The sequence below is a fragment of the Cognatundibacterium rivi genome, from assembly GCF_018139565.1.
GTDB lineage: Bacteria > Pseudomonadota > Gammaproteobacteria > Burkholderiales > Burkholderiaceae_D > Undibacterium > Undibacterium rivi.
In genome coordinates, this window is record NZ_JAGSPK010000004.1 from 1 (window position 1) to 25,709 (window position 25,709).

At 48.3% G+C, this 25,709-nt stretch carries 21 protein-coding genes, 1 tRNA gene and 1 other RNA gene; 15 read left to right on the plus strand and 8 right to left on the minus strand.

Translation table 11 applies throughout. From position 1 onward, the window contains the following. Both KDM87_RS11755 and KDM87_RS11765 read right to left on the minus strand, forming a co-directional pair. A partial coding sequence (locus tag KDM87_RS11755; protein WP_212679284.1) for a hypothetical protein occupies window positions 1-385 on the minus strand: 385 nt, incomplete at its 3' end. Window positions 386-586: 201 nt separating this feature from the next. Beyond that, the gene (locus tag KDM87_RS11765) at window positions 587-2,005 is read right to left on the minus strand and encodes an IgA Peptidase M64 (RefSeq protein ID WP_212679285.1); all 1,419 of its coding nucleotides are present in this window, start codon (window positions 2,003-2,005) and stop codon (window positions 587-589) included. A 243-nt stretch (window positions 2,006-2,248) separates the two neighbouring features. Between KDM87_RS11765 and KDM87_RS11770 the strand changes: the two genes are divergently transcribed. Then, complete coding sequence (locus tag KDM87_RS11770; protein WP_212679286.1) at window positions 2,249-2,614, plus strand: hypothetical protein; 366 nt, start codon at window positions 2,249-2,251, stop codon at window positions 2,612-2,614. Window positions 2,615-2,728: 114 nt separating this feature from the next. After that, window positions 2,729-2,813, plus strand: a tRNA-Leu gene (locus tag KDM87_RS11775). Between the two features lie 295 nt (window positions 2,814-3,108). On the opposite strand, the gene KDM87_RS11780 is transcribed toward KDM87_RS11775, so the two are convergent. Both KDM87_RS11780 and KDM87_RS11785 read right to left on the minus strand, forming a co-directional pair. Further along, window positions 3,109-4,830, minus strand: a complete 1,722-nt coding sequence (locus KDM87_RS11780; protein ID WP_212679287.1) for an ArnT family glycosyltransferase — start codon at window positions 4,828-4,830, stop codon at window positions 3,109-3,111. Between the two features lie 97 nt (window positions 4,831-4,927). After that, window positions 4,928-5,194 (minus strand): type B 50S ribosomal protein L31, encoded by a 267-nt coding sequence (locus KDM87_RS11785; protein ID WP_186885000.1) that lies wholly within the window; start codon window positions 5,192-5,194, stop codon window positions 4,928-4,930. Window positions 5,195-5,535: 341 nt separating this feature from the next. Between KDM87_RS11785 and KDM87_RS11790 the strand changes: the two genes are divergently transcribed. After that, the gene (locus tag KDM87_RS11790) at window positions 5,536-6,144 is read left to right on the plus strand and encodes a trimeric intracellular cation channel family protein (protein ID WP_186885275.1); all 609 of its coding nucleotides are present in this window, start codon (window positions 5,536-5,538) and stop codon (window positions 6,142-6,144) included. A gap of 39 nt (window positions 6,145-6,183) precedes the next feature. On the opposite strand, the gene KDM87_RS11795 is transcribed toward KDM87_RS11790, so the two are convergent. Continuing rightward, window positions 6,184-6,828, minus strand: coding sequence for a TetR family transcriptional regulator (locus KDM87_RS11795; RefSeq protein ID WP_212679288.1), 645 nt, complete (start codon window positions 6,826-6,828; stop codon window positions 6,184-6,186). A 447-nt stretch (window positions 6,829-7,275) separates the two neighbouring features. Here KDM87_RS11795 and KDM87_RS11800 point away from each other — a divergent pair, with 447 nt between their 5' ends. The 3 genes from KDM87_RS11800 to KDM87_RS11810 all read left to right on the plus strand — a co-directional run bounded on the left by KDM87_RS11800 (window position 7,276) and on the right by KDM87_RS11810 (window position 13,304). Continuing rightward, window positions 7,276-8,601, plus strand: a complete 1,326-nt coding sequence (locus KDM87_RS11800) for an efflux RND transporter periplasmic adaptor subunit (RefSeq protein WP_212679289.1) — start codon at window positions 7,276-7,278, stop codon at window positions 8,599-8,601. Window positions 8,602-8,703: 102 nt separating this feature from the next. Next, window positions 8,704-11,871 carry an efflux RND transporter permease subunit gene (locus KDM87_RS11805; protein ID WP_212679290.1) on the plus strand — a complete coding sequence of 1,056 codons (3,168 nt, stop codon included), beginning with the start codon at window positions 8,704-8,706 and terminating at the stop codon, window positions 11,869-11,871. 2 nt (window positions 11,872-11,873) lie between these two features. Continuing rightward, window positions 11,874-13,304, plus strand: coding sequence for an efflux transporter outer membrane subunit (locus tag KDM87_RS11810; protein WP_212679291.1), 1,431 nt, complete (start codon window positions 11,874-11,876; stop codon window positions 13,302-13,304). 161 nt (window positions 13,305-13,465) lie between these two features. On the opposite strand, the gene rho is transcribed toward KDM87_RS11810, so the two are convergent. Next, window positions 13,466-14,728: a transcription termination factor Rho gene (gene rho / locus KDM87_RS11815; protein ID WP_212679292.1), complete on the minus strand. Its 1,263-nt coding sequence runs from the start codon at window positions 14,726-14,728 to the stop codon at window positions 13,466-13,468. Between the two features lie 214 nt (window positions 14,729-14,942). Then, window positions 14,943-15,269, minus strand: a complete 327-nt coding sequence (gene trxA / locus KDM87_RS11820) for a thioredoxin TrxA (protein ID WP_186885006.1) — start codon at window positions 15,267-15,269, stop codon at window positions 14,943-14,945. A 438-nt stretch (window positions 15,270-15,707) separates the two neighbouring features. Between trxA and KDM87_RS11825 the strand changes: the two genes are divergently transcribed. From KDM87_RS11825 to ybiB, 5 genes are all read left to right on the plus strand, one after another. Then, on the plus strand, window positions 15,708-15,932 hold the full coding sequence (locus tag KDM87_RS11825) for a DUF904 domain-containing protein (protein ID WP_230407742.1): 225 nt from the start codon (window positions 15,708-15,710) through the stop codon (window positions 15,930-15,932). An 11-nt stretch (window positions 15,933-15,943) separates the two neighbouring features. Then, complete coding sequence (locus KDM87_RS11830) at window positions 15,944-16,255, plus strand: cell division protein ZapA (RefSeq protein WP_186885277.1); 312 nt, start codon at window positions 15,944-15,946, stop codon at window positions 16,253-16,255. Between the two features lie 77 nt (window positions 16,256-16,332). Continuing rightward, window positions 16,333-16,513, plus strand: a non-coding RNA gene (gene ssrS / locus KDM87_RS11835) — 6S RNA. A 109-nt stretch (window positions 16,514-16,622) separates the two neighbouring features. Beyond that, window positions 16,623-17,078: an EVE domain-containing protein gene (locus KDM87_RS11840; RefSeq protein ID WP_212679293.1), complete on the plus strand. Its 456-nt coding sequence runs from the start codon at window positions 16,623-16,625 to the stop codon at window positions 17,076-17,078. A 4-nt stretch (window positions 17,079-17,082) separates the two neighbouring features. Further along, window positions 17,083-18,075, plus strand: coding sequence for a DNA-binding protein YbiB (gene ybiB / locus KDM87_RS11845; RefSeq protein ID WP_212679294.1), 993 nt, complete (start codon window positions 17,083-17,085; stop codon window positions 18,073-18,075). 104 nt (window positions 18,076-18,179) lie between these two features. Here the strand turns inward: ybiB and KDM87_RS11850 are convergent, their stop codons facing one another. After that, entirely contained in the window at window positions 18,180-20,423 is a 2,244-nt protein-coding gene (locus KDM87_RS11850; protein WP_212679295.1) for a TonB-dependent receptor, read from the minus strand. Between the two features lie 462 nt (window positions 20,424-20,885). Between KDM87_RS11850 and KDM87_RS11855 the strand changes: the two genes are divergently transcribed. The 4 genes from KDM87_RS11855 (at window position 20,886) to dnaG (ending at window position 25,002) form a co-directional block, all read left to right on the plus strand. Beyond that, the gene (locus tag KDM87_RS11855) at window positions 20,886-22,082 is read left to right on the plus strand and encodes a BaiN/RdsA family NAD(P)/FAD-dependent oxidoreductase (RefSeq protein ID WP_212679296.1); all 1,197 of its coding nucleotides are present in this window, start codon (window positions 20,886-20,888) and stop codon (window positions 22,080-22,082) included. Between the two features lie 286 nt (window positions 22,083-22,368). Continuing rightward, window positions 22,369-22,581 carry a 30S ribosomal protein S21 gene (rpsU, locus tag KDM87_RS11860; protein ID WP_005877634.1) on the plus strand — a complete coding sequence of 71 codons (213 nt, stop codon included), beginning with the start codon at window positions 22,369-22,371 and terminating at the stop codon, window positions 22,579-22,581. A gap of 127 nt (window positions 22,582-22,708) precedes the next feature. Continuing rightward, complete coding sequence (locus tag KDM87_RS11865) at window positions 22,709-23,155, plus strand: GatB/YqeY domain-containing protein (RefSeq protein ID WP_212679297.1); 447 nt, start codon at window positions 22,709-22,711, stop codon at window positions 23,153-23,155. Between the two features lie 50 nt (window positions 23,156-23,205). After that, entirely contained in the window at window positions 23,206-25,002 is a 1,797-nt protein-coding gene (gene dnaG, locus KDM87_RS11870) for a DNA primase (protein WP_212679298.1), read from the plus strand. Window positions 25,003-25,709 lie beyond the last annotated feature (707 nt).

Below are 25,709 nucleotides of genomic sequence, written 5' to 3' on the forward strand. Positions count from 1 at the left end.
TGCGCCAATGATAGTGCTGCAACCAGTGTGAAAGTAGGTTATCGTCAGGCTTGTATTCTGCTAACCCCCCGTTACCTACCGTAACCGGGGGTTTTGCTTTTGGTGATCTCTTTTTTACTTCTTCTTCTTCTTCTTCTTCTTCTTCTTCTTCTTCTTCTTCTTCTTCTTCTTCTTCTTCTTCTTCTTCTTCTTCTTCTTCATGCTTCGGTACCGCTGGCTTTATTTCTGATTCCGGCGCATCTTCCTCATTCTCGCTCTTCTTTCTCTTTCTGCGTGAACTGGACTCGCCTTCTCTTACTGACCAGTAGTCAATATTGCCGGGTAAAGAAAAAGGAGCCCGTAAGCTCCTTTGTTTGATCTTGCTGGTCTTGCTCGCACCTATCAAGGCGCCTTAGCACTTCCTTATTCCTCGCTGTCGGCTACGCCAGGTCAGAATCTGATCAGAAGTGGTAGCCAACCTTAACCGTGGCAACATTCGCACCAGGGTTCGGCTTTTTTATCGCTCCGTTGGAGTTTGGAATTTTCAGGAGCAGTCGTTCCTATTTGATACATTCGCCTTTGCGTTAACTTGCTTTTGACGACAGACTTACTTTTTTGCTCCCGATTTACTATACAAGTCAATAATGACGTTGATCGCTTCGTTACATACGTCACAGAAAGAGTCGCTACGGTCGAACATAATGCATTGCATTTGCGGACGGAAATATCCAGTTGACTCATAATTCGCCCCTTCGTAAGCCCCAACATCGTTTTTATGCGAAGCGTTGGAAAACAATTGGCGATTAAATTGCAGATCCTCTTTAAATAAAGCACTCATTTCGGATTCAGGTCGATTTTGTGCACGTAGTTGAATTCGACTTTGCTGGTATTCTTTTGCGTGCTGATCAAACACCGTTTTAGGCCATGGGGTAGGCAATGGTGTCCCCGGTCTTACCTTGTGTTTCCACTTCAGATTAGCCGGGTCACGCAAGGTTGTCGCATTCGGTTCCCATGGTTCTGGCAATACCTCACTGCTTTGATACGCGACAGGTGATGTGTAATATTCATCAGCGAGACCAGCAAAGTGATGACCTAATTCATGCACAAAAAGATATTCAGCCCAGTCATTTTTTGCTGCCGCAGTACTGAATTGTCCAAAAATACCGCCACCTCCATAAGTCTCATTATTAACGAGAATTTCAATGAACTCGTAAGGAGCATTTTGGGCGATGTCTCTGAGCGCGCGGTTATCTGTTGTAAGAATATAGCGTTCACTGCCAAATATATCGTAACGCGTGCCGAGTGCAGACGCATGATGCACTCCGGTTGAAGGGCGCGAGACCCCCGATTCACTGGTTGGAACGGCGATTGCCCAGACGTTAAAGTCTTTGGCACGTTCTTTGAACGGTGAAACCTTAAAAAGGTGCGCCGATAAACGACGCGCATCTGCGATAAATTTCTTCATTTCTGCGGCACTGTAACCATCCCCAAGAATTAATAAATCCACCTTCTCTGGCGATGGACCACTGACGACTATCGGCACGGGTTTGGCGATGGCTCGTGGTTGCTTGCGGATGACATCCTGTGCATCGGTATCGATATCAACGCTCCATACTGGCACAAATGTATTACTCTCATTCCGCTTCAGAATAGTGACTCGCACAGGATTGCTTGGCTTTGGAAAACGCACCGATTCTTCAAAGCCACGATTTAACTTGCTAGCTTCATCTGTACTTTTCCATTCGCCAAAAATCGTTGAAAATCCTCGTGAATAAATGAGTTCACCAGTTTTCAGATCGCTCACTTCTACTTTGTTAACGCCGCGATCAGATGTATCAATGTTTTGCTGTAAGTTACCAGGCCAAGGCAGAGGCTCTATCAAGACGCGACTTAAAGCGTATTGTTCAGTTTTAGCGTTGCCGGTGTGCATGTAGTCCACCCGCACAGTTGCAGGTATCGCTGCCAGACAAATGCTCGAAAAACTCAGCAGCATAGCAATGACGCCATGCGTTAAAAAAGAATTCATTTACTCTCCCGTGATGTTATAAAAAATATGATCGCCAGTTTGAATCAAGATTCATATCGGCAAAAACAAACCTGATTGTAAATTGCTCTTGTATTTCGTATAAACGGAAAATTTGCGCTTTGGCATAATCCCAGGTTATTCAAGGTATTTTTCGGATTCTCTGTATGCATAGCTTCTGGCTTCCCATTTACAATGACGACTGAGATTGCAGAACACGCAATCAGTTTATTTTTAAAGGTAACAATGAACAAATCTGAAGCTATATTGATCGCGAATGAGTCTTTACGTGCGAACATACTCAATGATATGAATACGCAGTTTTCGAATGTTGTCCGTTACGCGGGTGATGAAGGCTGGTGGCTCAATATTCCTCTGACTCACTTTCGCAAAGAAATTCATTTTCTGATTTGTAGCGATAAAGCGAGAATCATTCGTCACTTAACGATTAAGGCGAATAACATCCTGAGTCCTGCGACCAAGTTTCGTATTAAAGATGGAGTTGCCGATATTTTTATCTCTGCGGCGAATCCAAAACGATTGGTTGATGCGTTACAGGGCGGGACAAAATACAGCTTTAACAAGCACCTTGTTGATGAGTATCGATATTAATCGAGAGTGATTCAGTTCGATTTAAAGAGATTTATTTTGCAGATCAGCACAAGGCTGATTGACCGCGCGTATTGCAAGTTTTGCCTATTAATGTCATAATCCCGCTTATGCGTTGCCGAGATGGCGGAATAGGTAGACGCACGGGACTCAAAATCCCGCGCCGCAAGGCGTGCCGGTTCGATTCCGGCTCTCGGCACCAAAAAAATTTAATAAAAAAGCACCTTTTGGGTGCTTTTTTATTTGCCAATCAAATTGAACGTACTACTAAATACCTTCTAAAGTAGTTGTCCGTTCTCTCTGTATTTGTCCTAAGTTGTTCTCGCAAAAAAGTAGGTCCTCCACTAGTTGCATGACCTGGGCTAATTTACAAAAAATTTTTAATCACGGGCTCTCATTTAATTCAGTATTGAATTGAACGACGTAGCTTGAATGTCCAGTAATGAATTGGTTGCATACCGGACCTTCGTTGGCCCGATATGCTTATCGTTATATTTTTACTGTAATTTACGGCGATACAATATAAATAATTCATCTTTATCGGCAGCACGGTGTCCGCTCCAGACGGGTTCCCATTGTTCTGCGTCAACGTGAGCTGGCATAACGGGTGTGGCAGTTTGCTTCCGGCTATTCTGCGTCATCAGATAACCGCAGTCATGGTCTGAGAATCCTGCGAATTGTATTTTGCCGAAGTAAGCAAAAGTGCTCCGTTGCGATGGCCCGATATATCCTTCGATACAGTAAGATTTATTCGGTAGTTGCTGGGCGAGGTCTTCGGCAACACTGGCATAAGTCACTCGGTGATTAATCCATGGCAGCCATAACGTCAGCAGCAGTAACCAGCATAAAATAAGTCCGCCACTAGACAGCACGACTGCCCGCCAAAGAACCGATGGTTGCCGTGAAATACGCCAGTAAACCAGAAGGAACCAGGCAACCGTAGCGATGAACGCAAGCGTGAAAATGAACGGATTAAAGCTTGCTTCGAAACCCGGAGCAAGCCTTAGAATTTTTGCTCCCAGGTTGCTGGGGACCCCAGTTTGCTCTGCTATCCAACCCAACCAGATAAAGCCCGCAGTGCCTGTGAGGACAGTCACTGCAAACCAGTCAACCGCGTTGATAGCACTGCGCTTCATTGTTGGGAGGCCGAATGCAGCAAGAATTGCTATTGGGGGCAGCAGCGGGAGTAATAAACTTTCCTCTGCATTTTGACTCATTAAGGCCAGAATGATAAATCCGAACAGGAATGCAACTGGTAACGCAATATGCAGCGCTTTTTCTTGCCTCCGCCATGCGTAAATAGCCCACGCAGCAAAAGGCCAGGCTGGCCACGCAAACCAGATGCTATATTTAAAAAAGTAGCTGATGCTATCGATACCAGGCCAGTTAATCTGACGGTAATTCCATAACATCCAGGCGGGAATCGGACTGCTGTCATATGGATGATTAACTTGTATTGCAAGCAGCCAGATAGTTGTTGGAAGCAGCGCGACAGGTAACGCCGCAACAATAAATTTAATGTGCTGCGTTTGCTGGCGATAAACACACAGCACGATCAGTATCAAAAACAAGGTAACTGGCAGTACCCAGCCTTTCGTTAGTACGAGCAGGCCGAGACTGAGTCCTAATTGAGCACTAAGAGAAATTTTTGGCGTATCGAACAGGCGGACGCAAACATACAGAGTGAATGCCACAAGCGAAATTTGCAGGGTTTCGGCGCCCGTTTCGTGGCTACGTATCAGTAAGCCCAGACATCCGAGGTAGATCAGTAGGGCGCCGTCGGCAAGTGTGCGGCCGAAATCTTTGGGATCCGGTTGTCCGCCAAAAGCGAGTTTCAGTGGCTGGGCTTCTGCTCGGCGCCCAAGCAGATAGGTTGCATACCAGACTGAAACTGATCCGAGTAAAAAGAAAAAACCCGTCGACAGTCGAGCCGCCATAGGAGCGCCAACAATACCACCGAATAGTTTGACGCAGATGGCACCGATCCAAAACGCCAGTGGTCCTTTTTCTGCCATGGGCAGGCCAACGATGTGTGGCCACAGCCAGTCGGAAAGCGTGCCTTGCGCCATCGTCCACATGATGCCGAAACTTGTCGCATCATCGCCTTTCCATGGATCTCGTCCAATCAGACCAGGCAGGATGTAGAGCAGACAGAGTGCCAGTATTCCCCAGCGAGGAAGGGCAATGGTGGCGGAGGCAGGAAGACGAACTGGCTTCATAGCGTTAAATGTGGGTGGAAAGCGTGCTTATTGTAAGGAAAGAAGAAGTAAAAAAGGCAGCCTGAGCTGCCTTTTTTTATTTAAATCATTGCACGAATTAGTTAGCAACAGAAGTCTTGGAACCAACGCTGCCGAACTTTTTACGGAATTTGTCAACGCGACCAGCGGTGTCAACGATTTTATGTTTACCAGTGTAGAAAGGATGGGATTCTGCAGAAACCTCGATCTTTACCAGTGGATATTCTTTACCTTCAAATTCAGCTTTGTCTTTTGTGCTGATAGTTGAACGTGTGATGAATTTGAAATCGTTAGAAACGTCGTGGAACAACACTTCGCGATAGTTTGGGTGGATGCCTTCTTTCATGCTTGCCTCAATATAAAGTTGGTAGCCAATAAGCACTTCGTCGGTCGTCTCGCTTCTTGACCCGATTGCGTATCACTTGCCAGAGTTAAAGTAATCATGGATTTTGCGATTGCAAAATACCAAGCCCGCGATTATACAATAGGATCGTTCGTTGGCGCCATATCGGATTGTTTCACCATGTTTACTGATCAATAAACGCAGGGGTGTTGATTGATTCCTTAATTTTGTTTATCAATATGGCATTGCAGTTTTAATTTTGCGTAATGATTTAGCCGGACTGCAGTTAAAATTTGGCATTGATTGAATGACGTGAGAAGAGTATGGCAGGAAGCTATGTAGGGATGAACGCAATGTTACACACCATCGAAGTGGCAGGTGTCGTGGCATTTGCCTGTTCCGGATTTATCGAGGCCAGGCGCAAGCGTATGGATCCGGTCGGGGTGTTCACGGTTGCCTTTATTACCGCTTTTGGTGGCGGTACGCTGCGTGATTTATTGCTTGATCGTCGCCCACTGTTTTGGGTGGAAAATCAGGAATATCCCATATTGATTTTTTTACTGGCATTGATCGCTACGCCTTTGTTTCGTCATTTGCGCCATGCTGTTACTGAGAGCGCGATCGAGTGGGCTGATGCTCTGGGCTTAGGCTTATTCAGCGTGACAGGAACATCGCTGGCACTGGAGTTAGATATGCCGGCTTTTGTCTGCGCCATGATGGGCGTTATTACCGGTATTTTTGGTGGTGTACTGCGGGATGTGATCTGTAACGAGATACCCATGGTATTCCGGCGCGGTCAACTTTACGCTACCTGTGCTTTCACGGGATGCTGGGTTTATCTAGGAATGACTTACCTTCAGTTTAACGATGCGGCAGCCTTGCTCGCCGGCATTATCAGTACCTTCGCCTTACGGATGCTGGCAGTCAAGTTTGATCTGAAGTTACCCGCCTGAATATAAGTAATACTGCCAGTAGCTGCAGTTACCCGATACTCAGGCAGATCTGGGATTTTTTTTAAGCGGCGGACGTGTCTGTAAGCCGCTTAAAAACATATCTACCATATCCTCTGCGTGCGTGTTGATACAGTAGGCATTTGGGTCTTCAAGCCATTCACCGATGAGACCTACCAGGAAACTATGATTTGCTTGCATGGCGATCCACGTATCAGTCTCCGGCGGCAATTGGCCTGAAGCGACTGCATTGTCGATAATGACCTGCACTTTATTCATGCATTCTGTGCGCTTTTCTTTTTCAGTTTCGAAGTAGGGAAGGTCAGCTGTTTTTTCGCTACGATTAAAAATAATGTCGAATACCTTACGTTGGCGAGGGTCACTGGAGACGAGTTTCAGAAAGTGGATATTCAACTGCCGTAGCGCCGCGATGGGATCTTTTTGGGGCGCATCACTTATTTCGTTCAATAAGGCTTCCATAGGCAGGAAGGCGCGATCACACATCGCCTGAAACAGCGCGTTCTTATCTTTAAAGTGCCAATAGATAGCTCCGCGCGTCATTCCAGCTGCACATGCGACGTCATTCAGCGTAGTGTTGGTCACGCCTTTAGTCGAGAAGACATCTTCCGCAGCATTTAACAGTGCTGTGTGGGTTTCCTGTGCTTCCTCTTTCGTCTTTCTTGCCATGATTTTCCTTGCTAAGTTCATATCTGCCGCCCGGTTGCCGAAGGTAACCTGGCGCACTGATATCACTCTGTCTGATGTGTCCCCGTTTTTTGTAAAGATGCGCTTTCCTCTTTTTGCCGGCATCTTAAGAGGAGGGCGCAATTATCGCAATACCAGAATGACTCTATTTCCACGAAGTTTGCGGTAGTACACTTCTTTTTACGAAAAATTCATACTTTGTTACATGAGAAACAAGGCTATCCAGATAATAATAACGATCTCAATCTTGGCGTACTTGTTGAATACCGCCTGCCGTTAATTTCGATGATTTGGCGATTCGTAATCAAGTTGTCATCGTTATCTGTGAATGCCTTGCTAATCTATAGGGTCATTTCAGAATTTCATTTACAAACATTCGTGTATGTATATAATAGCACACCGTCCTTTCATTTATAAGAAAGAATTTCTATGTACTCCTCAGGTTTCCCTTCGTCCCAGTCCTTGACCCTGTCATCACAGATATCACAATTATTCTCTCGCCGCGCCGCCAGTGCGCTGGCGATCAGTTTGTCTTTAATTGTGTTGACTGCGTGCGGCAAGCAAGGTGGGCAAAATGCTGGTCCAGGCAATATGCCTCCGCCAGAAGTTAATGTCGTTGCGCTGGAAAGTCGTGATCTTGCAGTGGATTTTGAATATGTGGGCCAGACTGCAGGCTCCAAAGAAACAGAGATCCGGGCGCGTGTTCCGGGCATTCTGGAAAATCGTTTATACGAAGAAGGCTCCCGCGTGAAAGCAGGCACAGTCTTATTCCAGATCGATCCAGCGACTTATCAGACGCAACTTGCCTCCGCCGAAGCTTCTGCTGGCGTTGCAGAAGCGAAGCTGAATCAGGCAAAACGTGAATATGCGCGTCTGGCACCTCTGGCGACAGAAAAAGCGATCAGTCAAAAAGAATTTGACGATGCAAAGTCAACGCTGGAAACCGCAGAAGCCAGCTACAAGCAAGCGCGTGCACAAGCAAATGAAGCAAAACTGAATCTGGGCTATACCAAAGTCGTGGCACCGATAGACGGCGTCACCGGCATGGCGGCTAAGTCGAACGGTAGTCTGATCACTAGCGCAGACAGTTTATTGACCACGATTGTTCAGACCGATACTTTGTATGTGAACTTCAGTATTCCGGAATCGGATTACCTGAAAGTTTCCAAAGAAGTGAATGGTGGCAAGGTCGCTGTACCAGGAAAAGTTGCTAAAAATGGCAGCATAGGCTTTGATGTGAAGCTGAAACTGGCCGATGGCAGCATGTTCCCAGCGACGGGCAAAATGAATTTTGTCAGTGAACGTATTAACGCTGCCAATGGCGGTTTTGACGCGCGTGCGCAAGTGGCTAATCCTGACGGTACTCTGCGTCCTGGACAATTTGTTCGCGTCATGTTGTCTGGGGCGAAACGTATAGGGGCACTCGCTGTACCACAACGTGCTGTGATTGATGCACCGATGGGCAAGATTGTTTTTGTGGTGACACCAGATAACAAATTGGCACCTCGTCCGGTTGAGCTTGACGGCTGGTCGCACGGAGAATGGATCGTTACCAAAGGACTGAAAGCTGGTGAGCGCGTGATGGTTGATGGCGTGATCAAAGCGCATGAGCCTGGTATGACAGTGAAGCCAGTGCTTATTTCCGCACAGGCAGCCAATGCTGCACCCGCGCCTACAGCAGCTCCGGCTGCCGCAAAAGAAGGTGCTTCTGCAACAGGGGCAGCATCTGCCGCGTCGGCTGCCAGCACTAAGTAACTGTGTCAATACGCATTGAGAGATGCGTGGCTTATTGTTGATAGCACTCCATTCTTTATGAACATCCTGCTTCTGACAGAAGCAGGCGACAAGGAATAATTCATGTTCTCTAAATTTTTTATTAACCGGCCGATTTTCGCGACTGTCGTTTCGCTGATTATCGTGCTGGCTGGTCTGGCCGCATTACGCGTCCTGCCAATTTCTCGCTACCCGGAAATTTCTCCGCCGGTAGTCAATGTGACTGCAGTGTACCCAGGTGCGTCTGCTGAAGTGATTGAGCGCACCGTCGCGGCTCCGATTGAGGAACAGATCAACGGTGTCGAACACATGCTGTATATGGATTCTGTTTCGTCAGCAGATGGTCGCGTGTCAATTAACGTGACCTTCGAAGTCGGTACCGATCTCGATATTGCTGCGGTGAACGTGAACAACCGCGTGCGTCAGGCTGATGCCAAGTTGCCGCAAGAAGTGCGTCGCCAGGGCGTGACAGTTTCCAAGAGTTCGTCGAATTTCCTGGTGGTTGCAGCTTTGTACTCGCCTGATAATCGTTACGATGCTTTGTATCTTTCTAATTACGCGACGCAAAACGTACTGGATGCGATCAAGCGGATTCCGGGAACCACGAACGTACAGATTTTCGGTGCTAAAGACTATGCAATGCGGATCTGGATGCGTCCTGACCGCATGGCGCAGCTTGGTGTCACAGTGGCCGATATTTCTAATGCAGTGAATGAGCAAAATGCGCAGTATGCCGCAGGTAAGATTGGCGCGACGCCAAATAATACCGAAGAGCTGACAATGACGGTGACGGCGAAAGGTCGTTTGCTGGAACCGGAACAGTTTGCCAATATCATCGTGAAATCGGATAAGAGTGGCGGCACGATACGTATTAAAGATGTGGCGCGTGTTGAACTGGGTTCAAAAGATTACAACCTCTATGGTCGTATTAATGGACATCCATCTGCCAATATCGGTGTGTTCTTGCAAACCGGCGCAAATGCGCTGGAAACACGTAAGGCGGTTGAGAAAACACTGGAAGACCTGAAGGCAAAATTCCCAGAGGGAATGAGTTACGCAACACCATATGACACGACACCGTTTGTGACCGAGTCTATCTATGAAGTGCTCAAGACTCTGGGCGAAGCGATGGTGCTGGTGTTTATTGTTGTGTATCTGTTTCTGCAAAGCTGGCGCGCAACCATTATTCCTACGCTGGCGGTTCCAGTCTCTCTTGTTGGTACGATGGCCGGGCTGCATCTGTTGGGATACAGCATTAACACGTTGACGCTGTTCGGTATGGTACTGGCGATCGGTATCGTTGTTGATGATGCGATTGTGGTGTTGGAAAACGTTGAGCGTCTGATGAACGAAGAGGGCATGACCCCGAAGGACGCGGCAATTGAAGCGATGCAAGAAGTGACCGGGCCTGTGATTGCGATTGTGCTGGTGCTGGTGGCAGCTTTTGGTCCGATTGCTTTCCTTGGTGGACTCGCTGGTGAGTTGTATCGTCAGTTCTCTGTCACGATTTCGATCGCGGTAGTGTTATCCGGTATCGTTGCTTTGACTCTGACTCCAGCTTTGTGTGCGATTTTATTGAAACCCGGAGCAGAAAATCACCATCGGTTTTTCTTATGGTTTAACGCGGCTTTCCTGCGTTTCACAAAACACTATACCAATGGTGTCAGCTTTTTCCTCAAGCGAGCCGTGTTAGGCGTTGCATTGGTGCTGGGCATGGTCGCTTTGACTGGTGTCCTGTGGAAAACTGTCCCTGGTGGATTGGTGCCGGATGAAGATCAGGGTTATTTCATCGGCGCGACAATTTTGCCGGATGGTGCTTCGCTTGATCGTACCGATGCTGTTGTCAAACAAGTTGAAGCGGCAATGAAAACGAATCCCGATATCGACACCACATTTGCGTTAGTTGGTCTGGATTTCCTTGGCGGTGGCGGTCTGAAATCATCTGCGGCGACGATGTTTTTCCCGTTGAAACCGTGGGAAGAACGTAGTAAATCTGCGCAACAGCTGGTTGGCGAAAGCTATATGAAAACGGGTGGCATTAAAGAAGGTTTACCTTTATTTTTTGCTCCACCTGCAATTCAGGGTTTAGGGCAAACCGGTGGTTTTGAATTCTATCTGCAGAATGCTGGCGAGGGTGGTGTTAAACGTCTGGCAGAGATTTTGCCTTTGCTGATTGCAGAAGCAAACAAACAGCCAGAGCTCGCAGGTGTGAAAACATTATGGCAAGCGAATTCGCCACAATTGTATGTGGATGTGGACAATGAAAAAGCCAAATCGATGGGCGTTGCACTGGCTGATGTTTACAGCACACTGGCAGCTACGATGGGTAGTTACTATGTGAACGACTTCAATAAAAATGGTCGTATCTACACAGTGCAGTTGCAGGCAGAAGGCCAGTTCCGCGCTAAACCAGATGATATTGGGGCTATGTATGTGCGCGCTGCCAGCGGTCAGATGGTACCGATCCGCGCATTTACCACGATCAAGTTCATTACCGGGCCTGATTCGGTAGAACGTTTCAATGCCTTGCCTGCAATTAAACTCATGGGCGATGCTAAGCCAGGCTTCAGTTCTGGTCAGGCGATCGCAGCGATGGAACGTGCCGCGAAAAATGTTTTGCCATCTGATGTTGTGTATGACTGGGGTGGTGCATCGTTCCAGGAAAAACGTAGCAGCAACGCCGCAGGTTTGGCGTTGGGCGCGGGTGTCTTGATGATTTTCCTGATTCTGGCTGCACAGTACGAAAAATGGTCGCTGCCGTTCTCGGTATTGCTGGCGATGCCTTTCGGTATCTTCGGCGCGCTGCTGGCGGTATATCTGCGTCACTTTAATAATGACGTGTACTTCCAGATCGGCTTGGTCACCTTACTTGGTTTATCGGCGAAAAATGCGATTCTGATTGTGGAGTTTGCGGTGATGAAAGTGCATGAAGGTTATGCGCCGGTTGCAGCAGCGGTAGAAGCGGCACGCTTGCGTTTCCGTCCGATTCTGATGACATCGCTGGCGTTTATTCTGGGTGTTGTGCCACTGGCATTCTCACACGGTGCGGGTGCTGCGGCACGTCAATCCCTGGGTACCGGTGTGTTGGGCGGTATGCTGGCTGCGACTTTCCTCGCGATCTTCTTTGTTCCTTTGTTCTTTAAGCTGATTAACGACAAGCGGTTTAAAACATTCCCTGAAGACTTCCATCATCCTGATCACATTCCTCTGGGGCAGTTGATTAAAGAAAAACAAGCAGAAGGGAAGGAGTAATTATGCTGAAAACTCAATTTGTCCTGAGCACTATTGTCGCGAGTCTGGCACTCGTGGGTTGTGCATCGGTCGGGCCTGATTATCAACGTCCTCAGCTTGAGGTTCCTGCGAAGCTGGAGGCGACCGGCGGTAAAGCGGCCAATACTGACTTCGTGCAATGGTGGAGCGCGTTCAATGACCCGGTTTTGCTTGATCTGATCCAGGAAGCCGCAAAAAATAATCAGGATTTGTTGCTGGCGACAGGGCGTATAGAAGAGGCTCGCGCTCTTGCAGTTGGTGCGAAGTCGAACCGTTATCCTAGTGTTGACGCGACCCTGAGTGGCTCTAAAGTTCGTACCAGTGAAAATGCCGGTAAGTTGGCCAGCGGTGCTGAGCCGGTCAGTAAAGATTTCCAGTTAGGTTTGACTGCTTCTTATGAAGTCGATTTCTGGGGGAAATTATCTCGCGCAGATGAGGCAGCGAAAGCTCGCTTATTCGTGCAGGAGTACAACCGTACGACGGTGCAAACCAGTTTGTTTAGTAATCTTGCACAAAGTTATTTCGCTTTGCGTGCCGCTGATGCACAACTGGCATTAGCGCAGGCGACTTATCAGACACGTGCGGAAAATCTGCGTTTGCAACAGAAACGCTTCGCATCTGGCGCGGCAGGTGAGCTGGATTTGCATCAAGCCGAATCCGAAACTGCTGCCGCAGAAGTCAGCGTATCGCAAGCGAAGCTCGCTGTCTCTAATCTTGAGTCAGCAATCGCGGTGTTGCTTGGGCGCAGTCCGGCTGCGGTAGCACAGCCAGTGATCGCACGTGGCAAGGATATCCAGGCGTTGTATCAGCATCTGAGCTTACCCGCTGATTTGCCATCCGACGTATTGAATCGCCGCCCGGATATTCTGGCAGCGGAGCAAACGTTAGTGGCAGCGAATGCAGATATCGGGCAAGCGAAGGCGGCGTATTTCCCTAGTCTGAAGTTGACGACAGGCATCGGTTACGAGTCGCGCGTATTCAAAGATCTGGTTGATCCGACATCGTTGCTGTGGAATCTCGGTGCCAATCTGGTCCAGCCGGTATTCCGTGCCGGAGCCATCGGTGCGGTGGTCTCTGGTGCAGAAGCGCGTAAAACGCAGGCCACCGCACAGTATGTGCAAGCGGTACAAGGCGCTTTCCGTGACGTGCATGATGCGTTGAGCAGCGCTGAATCGAATGAGCAAATTTATCGCGCAAATCTGAAACGAGTCAAGGCATTGAAAGATAGCCTGCGTTTAGCTGAGTTGCGCTATAAAAATGGTTACAGCAGTTATCTGGAAGTGTTGAATGCTCAACGCGATCTCGCAACTGTTGAAACAGCGTTGATCGACACTCAGCGAGCACATCTCAGTGCTGTTGTCAGCTTGTATAAAGCAGTTGGTGGCGGTTGGGAAGTGAAAGCGATCTCCCAGTAAATTGTTCGTTTAAAGAAAAAGGCCTCCTGATTCAAATCAGGAGGCCTTTTTTATTTTCATGGAATTGATATCAGACAGTAGGACGAAAAAAAAGAACCGACAACTTGCATTGTCAGCTCTTTTCAGTACAACCAGCGCTCATTCAACAGCGAGGGTCATACTTAACCACCACGACGCATCATTTCAAAAAACTCTGCATTATTTTTGGTGGCTTTCATTTTATCGAGAATGAATTCCATCGCTTCGATTTCATCCATCGAATACAGCAACTTACGCAAAATCCAGATTTTCTGGAGCTGATCTGGTTTGATCAGTAATTCTTCGCGACGTGTGCCAGATTTATTCAGGTTAATTGCCGGATAAACGCGTTTTTCCGCCAGGCGACGTTCCAGATGTACTTCCATGTTACCCGTGCCTTTGAATTCCTCGTAGATCACGTCGTCCATACGGCTGCCAGTCTCAATCAGCGCCGTGGCGATAATCGTTAATGAGCCGCCTTCTTCGACATTACGTGCTGCACCGAAGAAGCGTTTTGGGCGCTGCAATGCGTTAGCATCGACACCGCCTGTCAGCACCTTGCCGGATGCCGGAATAACGGTATTGTAGGCACGCGCCAGACGGGTGATCGAGTCGAGCAGAATGACCACGTCTTTTTTCATTTCGACTAAACGCTTGGCTTTTTCCAGTACCATTTCAGCAACCTGAACGTGGCGTGTTGCAGGTTCGTCGAAAGTGGAGGCGACGACTTCACCACGCACGGAACGCTGCATTTCGGTCACTTCTTCAGGGCGTTCATCGATCAGTAAAACGATTAATGTTACATCCGGATGATTGGTTGTGATGGCATGCGCGATATGCTGCAGCATCACGGATTTACCTGATTTCGGTGATGCGACCAGCAAGCCGCGTTGACCACGTCCGATAGGGGAAATCATGTCGATAATCCGGCCTGTCGTATTCTCTTCGCCGCGCATTTCGCGTTCCAGCGTCAGCACTTTGTTCGGGTGCAGAGGTGTCAGATTTTCAAACAGAATACGGTGTTTGGATGCTTCCGGTGATTCGCCGTTAACCTTGTCTACTTTCACCAGTGCGAAATAGCGCTCGCCATCCTTAGGAGTACGTACTTCACCCTCAATCGAGTCACCGGTATGCAAATTGAAACGGCGGATTTGCGAAGGAGAAATATAGATGTCATCTGTCGATGCCATGTAGCTGGCATCGGGAGAGCGCAGGAAGCCAAAACCATCAGGTAATACTTCAAGTGCGCCATCGCCAAAAATTTGTTCGCCTGCTTTTGCACGTTTTTTTAAAATCGCAAACATCAATTCTTGTTTGCGCATACGCGCAGCGTTGTCAATATCAAGCCCGATCGCCATTTCCAGTAATGCGGATACGTGTAGGGCTTTTAATTCAGATAGATGCATGGTGAGTGTCCCGGGACGGGAATATGAGGTGGGGGAGTGAACAGAGGAACTGCGGAATAAACAGAATCGTTATTTGTCTTTTGAGGTCAGCGACCTGTTAAGCATTCTTTATGTATTTGTACTTTGGTCTCAATGCGCATACGGCGCCGGATTTCATTTTTGAAGGATTGTACACCATCAGAAAGAACATCCAGCGCAGCAGGTAAGCAAATTGTCAGATATTGCTATCGATAAAAGAGATCAGCTGACCTTTAGCCAGTGCGCCGACTTTTTGTGCGGCTACTGCGCCATTTTTGAACAGTATCAGTGTCGGGATACCACGGATGCCAAATTGGGCAGGAACTGCCTGATTTGCATCAACGTCCATTTTTGCGACAATAATTTTGCCATCGTATTCTTTAGCAACTTCTTCCAGAATCGGCGCAATCATTTTGCATGGACCACACCATTCGGCCCAGAAATCGACCAGGACAGGTTTGTCAGATTTTAATACATCAGCTTCAAAAGAAGCATCGCTTACGTATTTGATGTTTTCGCTCATGGAATCCTCATTGAGAGGGAAAAATTAAGGGGTAACAGCGCCACAGAATATCGGTCGGGCAGTTGGGAACTCGCCGTATTCAGAGGTTGGATCTGGCGGCGATTGGCTTAAATTCAATAGCGGAAATTTATTTCGCACCTTGAATATGCCAATGAAGAACCAAGCGTGGTTAGCTATGCGTCAAATAATAACCTATTTTTTAAAAAAGTGTGATGCTAAGCGCCAATTTGTATAATTCGGCACGCAAAATGCAAGCGACCCATTCTGATTTTTCCGGTTTTAAGCAGTGTGCTGTTTGTTGGAAAGGCGTTTCTGGACGCTGAATATATCGTTCAGACACTGAATTTACTTGTTTAGCTTTAGATCACGATGCTGATGCTGAGGGTTTGCTCGTATAATAAGAAGCTAGGTTTGTCGCGCCCCAATATACATAAACATATGATGATTTCCGATTTCGAATTGCTTGCCGAAAAAGTAGCCAAGCTTGCTGAGCTTACCCACGCCTTGCGGGTGGAGAATGCTGCCTTGCGTAATGAGGTGACTGCGTTAACAACGCAGAATCAGGATGTCAGGGAACGTATGCAACAAGCACATGAACGGATTACGGCTCTACTGACACAATTACCAGCAGAAGTTCTGGAGGATGAAGAGGTGTCAGCATGACGGATAAAAAATTGATTCAGGTTGACGTCAATATCATGGGGCAAGCTTACAAATTGTCCTGCAAAGAAGGTGAAGATAGAGCGTTGCGCGAAGCTGCCGCTTATCTTGATGCGAAGATGTGTGCAATTCGTGACTCTTCCCGGGTCAAAGGTACTGACAGGATCGCAGTGATGGCGGCGTTGGGTATGACGACCGAGTTGCTGGCAACTAAATCTCCCGAAGGCCCCTTATCTGGATTGTCTTTGTCGGAAGTAAAACAAAAGATGACGCAGATGCATGAGGTGATGGATCAGGCGTTGACTCCGCAAGAAAATCTATTTTGATTTTTAGAGTTATTGCTTAATTTAATCAAAAATGAGCAAAATAGTTCTCGCTTCAGTCGCATTTGAGAGTAAACTTTAATTCCCTGCCGTGTTCGCCAGTGCCATATATTCCTTGAACCATTTATGTGCATAGGCTGTGGGATATTGTTTGATGGGTGTGAGCGTCGCTAGTTCGATGAACCCGAAATTGAACTGACCGTGGCCAACTTGAACCGCTTAGGTTCAGGATGCCGGCATAGCGGCATCGGTGGGGGCTTATTCTGAAACGACTGTCATTTCTGACAGTCGTTTTTTTATTTGGCGCGTCTGAATGTGCGACAATTTATTTTTCTCTTTCTCTTTCTCTTTCTCTTTCTCTCAAACGATGATGAATTATTGGCTAATGAAGTCAGAACCTGATGAGATCAGTATTGATGATGTGCTGTCGATGAAGAGCGTGCCGTGGTTTGGCGTGAGAAATTATCAGGCGCGAAATTTTATGCGGGATGCGATGCGAGTCGGTGATGGTGTGTTGTTCTATCATTCCAGTTGTGCTCAGCCGGGTATTGCCGGTATCGCGGAAGTGAGCAGTACATCGTATCCTGACCATACGCAGTTTGATCAGGACAGCAAATATTTCGATCCTAAGGCGACCAGGGAAAACCCGCGCTGGATGATGGTTGATATTAAGGCCTTGCGTAAAACGCGGTTATTGAGTCTCGCAGAGTTAAGATCTGTACCGGAGTTAGCAAGTATGCTGGTTCTGCAAAAAGGAAGCCGCTTATCGATCACGCCGGTCGCTTCGCATGAATGGGAAACCATATTAGCTATTTTGGATAAATAAACTGATGACCGACGATCTGACTCAAACAGTAGCAACTGTTTTTCCCGCCGCCAGATTCATTAAGGAAATTGGTCGGGGAAAAGATGGTGCCCGTAGCATGTCAACTGAAGATGCTGCGACCTTGTATACGGCGATGCTGGATGGTCGCGTCAGCGAGCTTGAGTTGGGTGCGATTTTGCTGGCGATGCGGATTAAGGGCGAGTCGATCGATGAGATCGCCGGTTTTTTACACGCTGCCCGCCCGTTTATGCTGGCACTGGAAGCACCAGTCAACACCAACTATGTTCCGGTGTTGATACCAAGTTACAACGGCGCCCACAAAAAAGCGAATCTGACACCATTACTGGCAATCTTGTTGGCCCGTCGTGGCGTACCTGTGCTGGTTCATGGCGTCAGTAGTGATCCCGGTCGCGTGACAACTGCCGAAATTTTTTCTGCGCTGAATTTTCCTGTTTGTAGTAATGCGTCCGATATCAGCCAGGAAATGTCCCACAGGCGCCCGGCATTCATTCCCGTTGAATTGCTTGCTCCCACTCTCGCACGTTTGCTTTCTTTAAGAAAAATTCTCGGCGTTCGTAACTCGACGCATACCCTAGTGAAGTTACTGCAGCCGTTTACAACACCAGCTTTGCGCCTGACTTCTTACACTCATCCGGAATATCAGCAGATGTTGCAGCACTACTTTAGCCAGCGTGCGCCACATGACGCCGGTGACGTTTTTTTAATGCGCGGAACCGAAGGCGAGACGGTAGCCAGTACCGGACGCGCACAACAGATAGACTGGATACACGAAGGCGAAGTGACAACCTTGGCCCACACCCAATCTGTGATCGTCGGAGAGATTGAAAATATTCCGGAGCAGTTCGATGCCGCGACTACCGCAGCCTGGATACAGCGTGTATTAAATGAAGAAATTCCTGTGCCGGTGAATATTGCGGCGCAGGTAGAGCATTGTGTGCTGGTGTCACACCTGATTCATCAGCGATTAGCGAAGTAATTTACCGGAGAGATATTTGCAAGAAACTGCAGAATGTTCCGTTCACGATTGACGAAAAAAAACGCCGGATTCATCATCCGGCGTTTTTTATTTGTGACTGAGTATCAGAAGTTTGCTTTGAACTGCACGCCATAGCTGCGTGGTTCGTTCACGATACCTGTCAGATTGTTGAAGTCGATGGCGGCGATAACTTGTTGCTTATTGGTGATGTTACGACCATAAGCTGCAAGTTCATATTTGCCATCGGCCCATACGTAACCTACGCGCAGACCACCTTCCAGCATCGACTTTGCCTTGTACTCTTTGGCTTCATACAGGAACATGTTGTAGCTGTCTTTGTAAGCCCAGTCTGTATTCGCGTACAAAGTACCGGCACCGATTTGTGTCGAATATTTCAACGAGAAATTACCTACCCATTTAGGCGCGCGTGGCAACGGGTTGCCGCCGATTAAAACCGTACCTGCGACAGAACCTTTCGGATTCGTTACGGTACAACCGTTGCCACATGGAGCAACGAACAGTTTGTCATCCTTGATTTCAGTATCGTTATAGCTCACGCCAACTGTTGTTTTCCAGTTGCGGTTCAAGTTTGCTTGCAAGTCCAGTTCAAAACCCTGACCGACGGCTTTGTCAGCGTTGACCAGTTTATTTTGATTAACGCTGCCGCTACCGGCAGTGAGTTGCAAATCTTTCGCGGTGTAATGGAATACGGTGGCACTGACGCGAGCCGTGTTATCCAGAATATCTTTTTTGATACCTGCTTCGAAAGACAAGGTTTTTTCTGACTGTGCGACGGAAATCGTGTCGCCGAAAAGCACCCGACCTTGAACGCTGGGAGCGCGATAGCCGGTTGCAGCACGGGCAAATAAAGACGTTTCTTTGTCCAGTGTGTAATTGGCACCCAGATCCCAACTGACGTTAGTGGAAGACGGATGTGCTTGCAAGAAATCGGTATTTTTCCCGCCGAATGGCGTCTGCGTTCTCTGTGCGTCAAAATCTTTTTTATCGCTGGTATAGCGCACGCCACCACGCAGTTTCAATTTGTCGTTAACCGCATAGTTCAGTGTACCGAATGCGGCCCACGATTTTGCATTCTGATGCTGCACTGCATAGCCATTTTGTGGATTGCCAGCACTCATGGAGTCAAAGTTAAAGCTGTCGACTTGCAGCTCTTCTTTGAAATAGTACAGGCCGGTGATCCATTGCAGCGGATCCTTAGTGTTGGATTCAACGCGGACTTCCTGCGTGACTTGCTTTAGATTCGGCAGGCCATCAGCGGTTTCAGATGCGAATGGAATGAATCCCGGGCCTGAAGTGGCGCCGGCGCCATAGCCGCCATCAACGTCCGCACGACTATAGAATTTTGCTTTGTCATACGCCGTGATGGAGTGAACGCTCATACCTGGCAAATCCCAGCGCAGACGCAGGCTGGCACCGGAAGAGGTCAGGGTTTGCGTATTCAGACCATCGGTAGGGTAGGTGCCATAATCAAAGCCCGGCACCAGATTATTCGTACCTTTCTGGATGATATTGGCGCGGAATAAGGTCGCGTTACCAGACATGTCGCGACCATGTAAATTAATCAGAGCGCTGAAGTCAGATGTTTTGTAAGCGAACTGCAGGCGTGCTGCATTGTCGCGGTAGCCTTCCAGATTTTTTTCGCCGGTAGAACGTGGATTGGTAACGCGGTCATCACGGCTTTGCGCCTGACCGGAAAAACGCATCGCCCATTCTTTGCTGAGCGGCACGTTGATGGCGCCTTCCAGATTCACCGCATTGTTGTTGCCGTAACCGAGGCTGCCGTAACCTTCAAAGCGGTTCGTTGGTTTTGCCGAGTCAAATTTCAGCACGCCAGCTGGCGAGTTGCGACCAAACAGCGTGCCTTGTGGGCCGCGTAAAATTTCAACCTGATCAACGTCGAAAACCGGGAAGCCTTTGAGAATAGGGCTCTCCTGCACAACATCATCAAAAATCAGTCCGACAGGTTGCGATGCATTCAGATCGAAATCAGTGTTACCCAGACCGCGGATATAAAAGCGTGGGAAAGACCGACCAAAATCGGATTCAATATTCAGACTGGGAACGCGGGCTGAAAGGAAGCGGATATCCTGACCGCTGGCATTATAAGTATCAAGCGCCTCGCCTTTAATGGCAGAAATGGACATCGGCACTTCTTTGATGTTTTCCGCGCGGCGGTTCGCGGTGACGATGACTGTTTCCAGTTTCGTCGTATCGTTGCTTGCTTCCTGCGCCCATGCAGCTTGCATAGGAAACGCAGATGCGATTGCTAATGCAATCAAGCTGCGAGCTTGTACTTTTAGTACGGAATGAGAAGATAATTTTTGCATGAAGGGAGTCCCCGTAGTGGATGATCAGTGACCAGATTGAGTGCATTAATGAGCCAGAAGTGTGCGTAGCGACGATGATGTTTCTTGTTTTTCCGTTACTACGCAAACGTTTGCTTGCGGCTGTAATTAGTTATCTCTTTTGATGTAAATCAAGTCAAGTATTAACTCTTTTATGACAAAAATAAGTTTCAATATACGTAAAATCGTGTTGTGAATTTCAAACAGTCGGGTGCTGCTGCGATCAGCATCGTCCGTTTTCAGCATTTGCAGAGTCCGCTGGTGCGATCTTTTACGATGAGGCGATTTTGCACTGTAAAGCGGCATTTCAGGTTGAGCTGCGCGATTAAGTTGGTGATGGCGCGCGCGGCATATTGTGGTAACGCTATTCTGATTCTTAGATTCTTAGTATCCGTAGCAGAAGGGGATTCCGCTACAATCACGCCTGAATTTTTTGAGGCTGCCATGAATAAACAATTTGATGTTGCTGTAATCGGTGCCGGCGCGGCAGGAATGATGTGTGCGGCGGTGGCTGGGCAGCGTGGCAAACGTGTGGTGTTGATCGACCATGCGAGTCGTCTTGCAGAGAAAATCCGTATTTCTGGCGGCGGGCGCTGTAATTTTACGAATCTGCATGCAAGCCCTGTGAATTTTTTGTCAGAAAATCCTCATTTCTGTAAAAGTGCTTTGTCGCGCTATACGCCGCAGGATTTTTTATCTCTGATCAAGCGCCACAACATTAGCTGGCATGAAAAACACAAAGGTCAGTTATTTTGTGATGACAGTGCCGAAGACATTATTCGCATGTTGAAAGCAGAATGTGATCTGGGTAAGGTGCAATGGCGTATGTCTTGTCCTGTCACAGACGTTCAAAAGGCAGATGCTGGTTTTGTTGTGCAGACCTCACACGGCGACATCATGGTGGATCAGGTGGTTGTTGCTACGGGCGGCCTGTCGATACCCAAAATCGGCGCCACTGATTTTTCACACAAAATTGCCCGTCAGTTTGGCTTGAAAATTATAGAACCGAGACCGGCTTTGGTGCCATTGACGTTTGATGCTGCTGCGTGGGAGCCGTTTGTGCCGCTGTCTGGTATTTCTCTTGAGGTCGATATTGAGACTGGCGACAAGAAGAACAAAATGTTGTTTCGTGAAGATTTACTGTTCACGCATCGCGGCTTGTCGGGGCCGGGCGTCTTACAGATTTCCAGCTACTGGCAACCTGGTACGCCTATCCGGATTAATCTGTTGCCCGAAGTCGATCTGGCAGAAGATCTGATTGCGGCGAAAACGACGACAAAAAAGAATCTGGCGAATTATTTGTCGCAATATTTGCCAGTTCGCCTGATTGATGGCCTGCTCACGGCTCATGCATTCGACGGCAACCTGAAAATCGCGGATATGCAGGATAAGCGTTTGCGTTTGCTGGCCGAAAAAATCAATCGTTGGGAGCTGACCCCTAACGGTTCTGAAGGTTATCGCAAGGCGGAAGTCACGCGTGGCGGCGTCGATACCCGAGAGTTGTCACAGCAGAGCATGATGGCAAACAAAGTGCCCGGGCTGTATTTTGTCGGCGAGGCCGTCGATGTCACAGGCTGGCTGGGCGGCTATAACTTTCAATGGGCGTGGGCGTCGGGCAGCGCTGCCGGAATGGCGGTATAAAGCGCGGCTATTCCGGCTGAGGCAACGGGAATGACGGCGATCTGGCTGTCTTTAAATACTGGGGGGAGTATATTTTAACCCCCAGATTTAACGCGGACATTCGCTGGTTTTTGCCGGATACTCCCCATTTTTCTTAAAAAATCTGGTTTGGGGTGTTGACTTCTTGTTGTTTTTTGCTAGAGCTGAGCAAGTTTTTTGCGTAAGATTTAATCATCGTCCTTCCCATATCTCCAAAAGCCTGCTAATATCTCGTTCTTCTATAAATCTTTCATTGGTTTGAACTTACATGACCACAATTCGCCTTAAAGAAAACGAGCCGTTCGAAGTCGCCATGCGCCGCTTCAAGCGCACTATCGAAAAGACCGGTCTGTTGACCGAATTGCGCGCTCGCGAGTTCTACGAGAAGCCAACTGCAGAGCGTAAGCGTAAGCTGGCAGCAGCAGTTAAGCGTCACTACAAACGTATTCGTAGTCAGCAATTGCCTAAGAAAATGTATTAATTCCGATATGGTGTCTGGCTTAGTCAGATACTTTCGGTATTGCATTGCTTAAGTATTGCATGCCCGCTCCGGTCAACCGCAGCGGGCTTTATTATTTTTATCTGATTCAGTTATTCAGGGGTAAGTCATGAGCTTAAAAGAGCAAATCACCGATGATATGAAAGCCGCGATGCGTGCCAAGGAAGCTGGCAAGCTCGGGACTATCCGTTTGTTGACGGCTGCAATGAAGCAAAAAGAAGTCGATGAGCGCGTTGAATTGGATGATGGCATGATCCTCGCCATTATTGAAAAAATGATCAAACAGCGCAAAGATTCGATTCAGCAATTTGAAGCGGGTGGCCGCCAGGATTTGGCCGATATCGAAAAAGCGGAATTGGCTGTGCTGTCCACCTATATGCCTGCAGCTTTGTCGGATGAAGAAGTTCAGGCTGCGGTTGCCGCGGCTGTTGCCGAGACCGGTGCTGCTGGTCCACAGGATATGCGTAAAGTGATTGATGTGTTAAAAGCAAAACTCGCCGGACGTGCAGATATGGGAAAAGTATCTGGCTTGGTGAAAGCCGCTTTAAGCCGTTAATTTTGAATTTTATTTGTCAATTGCAGCGGCTGAAAAGCCGCTAAGCAGACTTGATCCCACAAAGTTTTATTCAGGATTTACTTGCCCGCGTTGACATTGTTGACGTGGTGGGTAAATACGTCCAGCTGAAAAAAGGCGGCGCAAACTATATGGGTTTGTGTCCCTTTCATAATGAAAAATCTCCCAGTTTCACCGTGAGCCCGACCAAGCAGTTTTATCACTGCTTTGGTTGCGGTGCGCATGGCAGCTCTATCGGTTTTTTGATGGAGTACTCAGGCTTGAGTTTCGTCGACGCTATCCGCGATCTGGCGCAAAGCAATGGCATGGTCGTTCCCGAAGAAGATCGCATGCTACCTGCACAAAGGGCGGAGGTGCAGGCCAAAAGTCTGGCCTTGTCAGAAGTCATGACGAAAGCGGGCGAGTATTACAAACAACAGTTGCGCTCGGCGCCGCCAGCGATTGCATACCTGAAAAAGCGCGGCTTGACCGGAGAAATTGCAGCGCGCTTCGGTTTGGGTTTTGCGCCGGATGCCTGGGATGGTTTGCGCTCTGTTTTTGCAGACTATCAGGCGCCCGAGTTGGTTGAGGCTGGGCTGGTCATCGATAAGAGTGACGAAGAGGGGGGCGGGCGCAAGCGCTATGACCGCTTCCGTGATCGTGTGATGTTCCCAATCCGTAATACGAAGGGGCAGATCATCGGTTTTGGCGGGCGCATTATGGAGCAGGGCGAGCCCAAATATCTGAACTCCCCTGAAACGCCACTATTCCAGAAGGGTTACGAACTCTACGGTTTATTTGAAGCACGTCAGGCGATTCGGGATGCTGGTTATGTGTTGGTCACTGAAGGCTATATGGATGTCGTGGCGCTCGCGCAAATGGGTTTTCCGCAAGCCGTTGCGACGCTGGGCACGGCTTGTACGCCAACACACGTACAAAAATTGTTGCGACAGACCGATCACGTTGTATTCAGCTTCGACGGTGATACTGCCGGACGCCGCGCGGCCCGGCGTGCGCTGGATGCCTGCTTACCGCATGCGAATGACGATAAATTTATTAAGTTTCTGTTTTTGCCTGCCGAACACGATCCAGATAGTTTTATTCGCGAATTTGGTGCGGATGCATTTGAGCAGCAAGTACATGAGGCGATGCCCTTGTCCCAGTTTTTTATGCGGGAGATGATTGCAGATAATGATCTCAATTCGGCAGAGGGGCGTGCAAAAACGCAGTTTGATGCGAAGCCCTTGCTGCAGGCGATGCAGCCTTCAGGGTTGCGTTTGCAAATGGTGCGCAATCTGGCGCAGGTGACGCAGACAACGCCCGCCGAGATAGAGGCTTTGTTTGAGCTTTCCCAGCCAGTTGCCCGTCAGAAGCTTGCGCCGCCACGTTCAAAACGCAGTGCGCCGGTTGGGCTGGAGCGTCAGATTATGCGCATACTCGTTGCTTATCCGGCCTTAGCGCTGATGCTGGACGATGTTGCGCTTGCTGAAGCCGCATTGTTGGCGCCGGATGGTGCAGAGATGTTAATGCAGTTGGTCGGTATTGCGAAAGAGATGGGCGAGGGCGCGCAATTTGCCGCGCTCGCCGAGCGATTGCGTGTCGTTAGCTCTGATTTCGATGGTTTGATTGCGGAGGTGGCAGGTCAGACCGATGCTGATGCTGAATTGGTCAGACTGGAGTTGCTCGGTGCTATGCGGCAAATTCGCTCTCAGGCGCTCAAATATGAGGCAGAAAGATTGGTGGCGTCAGGTTTGCGTACTGAAGTGGAAAAGGCGCGTTGGCGTGAAATTATGCAGTTGCAGGAAGAATTGCGCAAAGAGGCGGCCGCGGAAGCAGGAAGTCGCCAGTAATTTGCAACGGTTCTTTTTTAGCAAGAAATTTGTCAGTTTTTTATCTGAATTGATTTAGGCTATGTCTGTGATGATAAATGGTTTGCCTATTTTTTTATCAATTTAGTTGTCATTGCTCTGGCTTTGGGCTAGAGAATGTGACGCTCGCATGGTATAATTAAAGGCTTACGATTCAAGGTCTTAGGTTGTTTCATTTTGCGTAAAATCATTTGATTATCGCAAAATGTGTTGTTTAGGTGAGCGTATGCTCCTCCGAGTAACCCAAAACACTGGCGCTGAGACTCGGGAAGTCTGAAGCAAAAATGATTTGCTCTGCATACAGGTCACCTGGCCTGATGCAGGAGTATGTCTTTATTGCAAAATATGTCAGCAGGCGACTTCCTCAGTTCCGGATGGTTTGATTCAATGGCTAGCGCAATGAAGAAACCCTCGAAAACCCTGATGCCTACAACGGTTAAAAAAACTACGGCAAAGGCATCTAAAAATGCAGGTGCCAGCACCGCAGCAAAAACGGTGAGTAAGGCAGTTGTAGCCAAAGCAAAAATTACCAGCCCGAAAGTGCAATCCAAAGCCGTCAGCAAGCCTGTCGCTGCCAAGGCACCGAAAGTCGTTGCGCCAGTGAAGGCCGTCGCAAAAGCAAAGGTCGCAGCAACTGTTAGTGTGGCGGGTAAAAAAACGGGGGTAAAAGATATCAAAGCGCCTAAAGT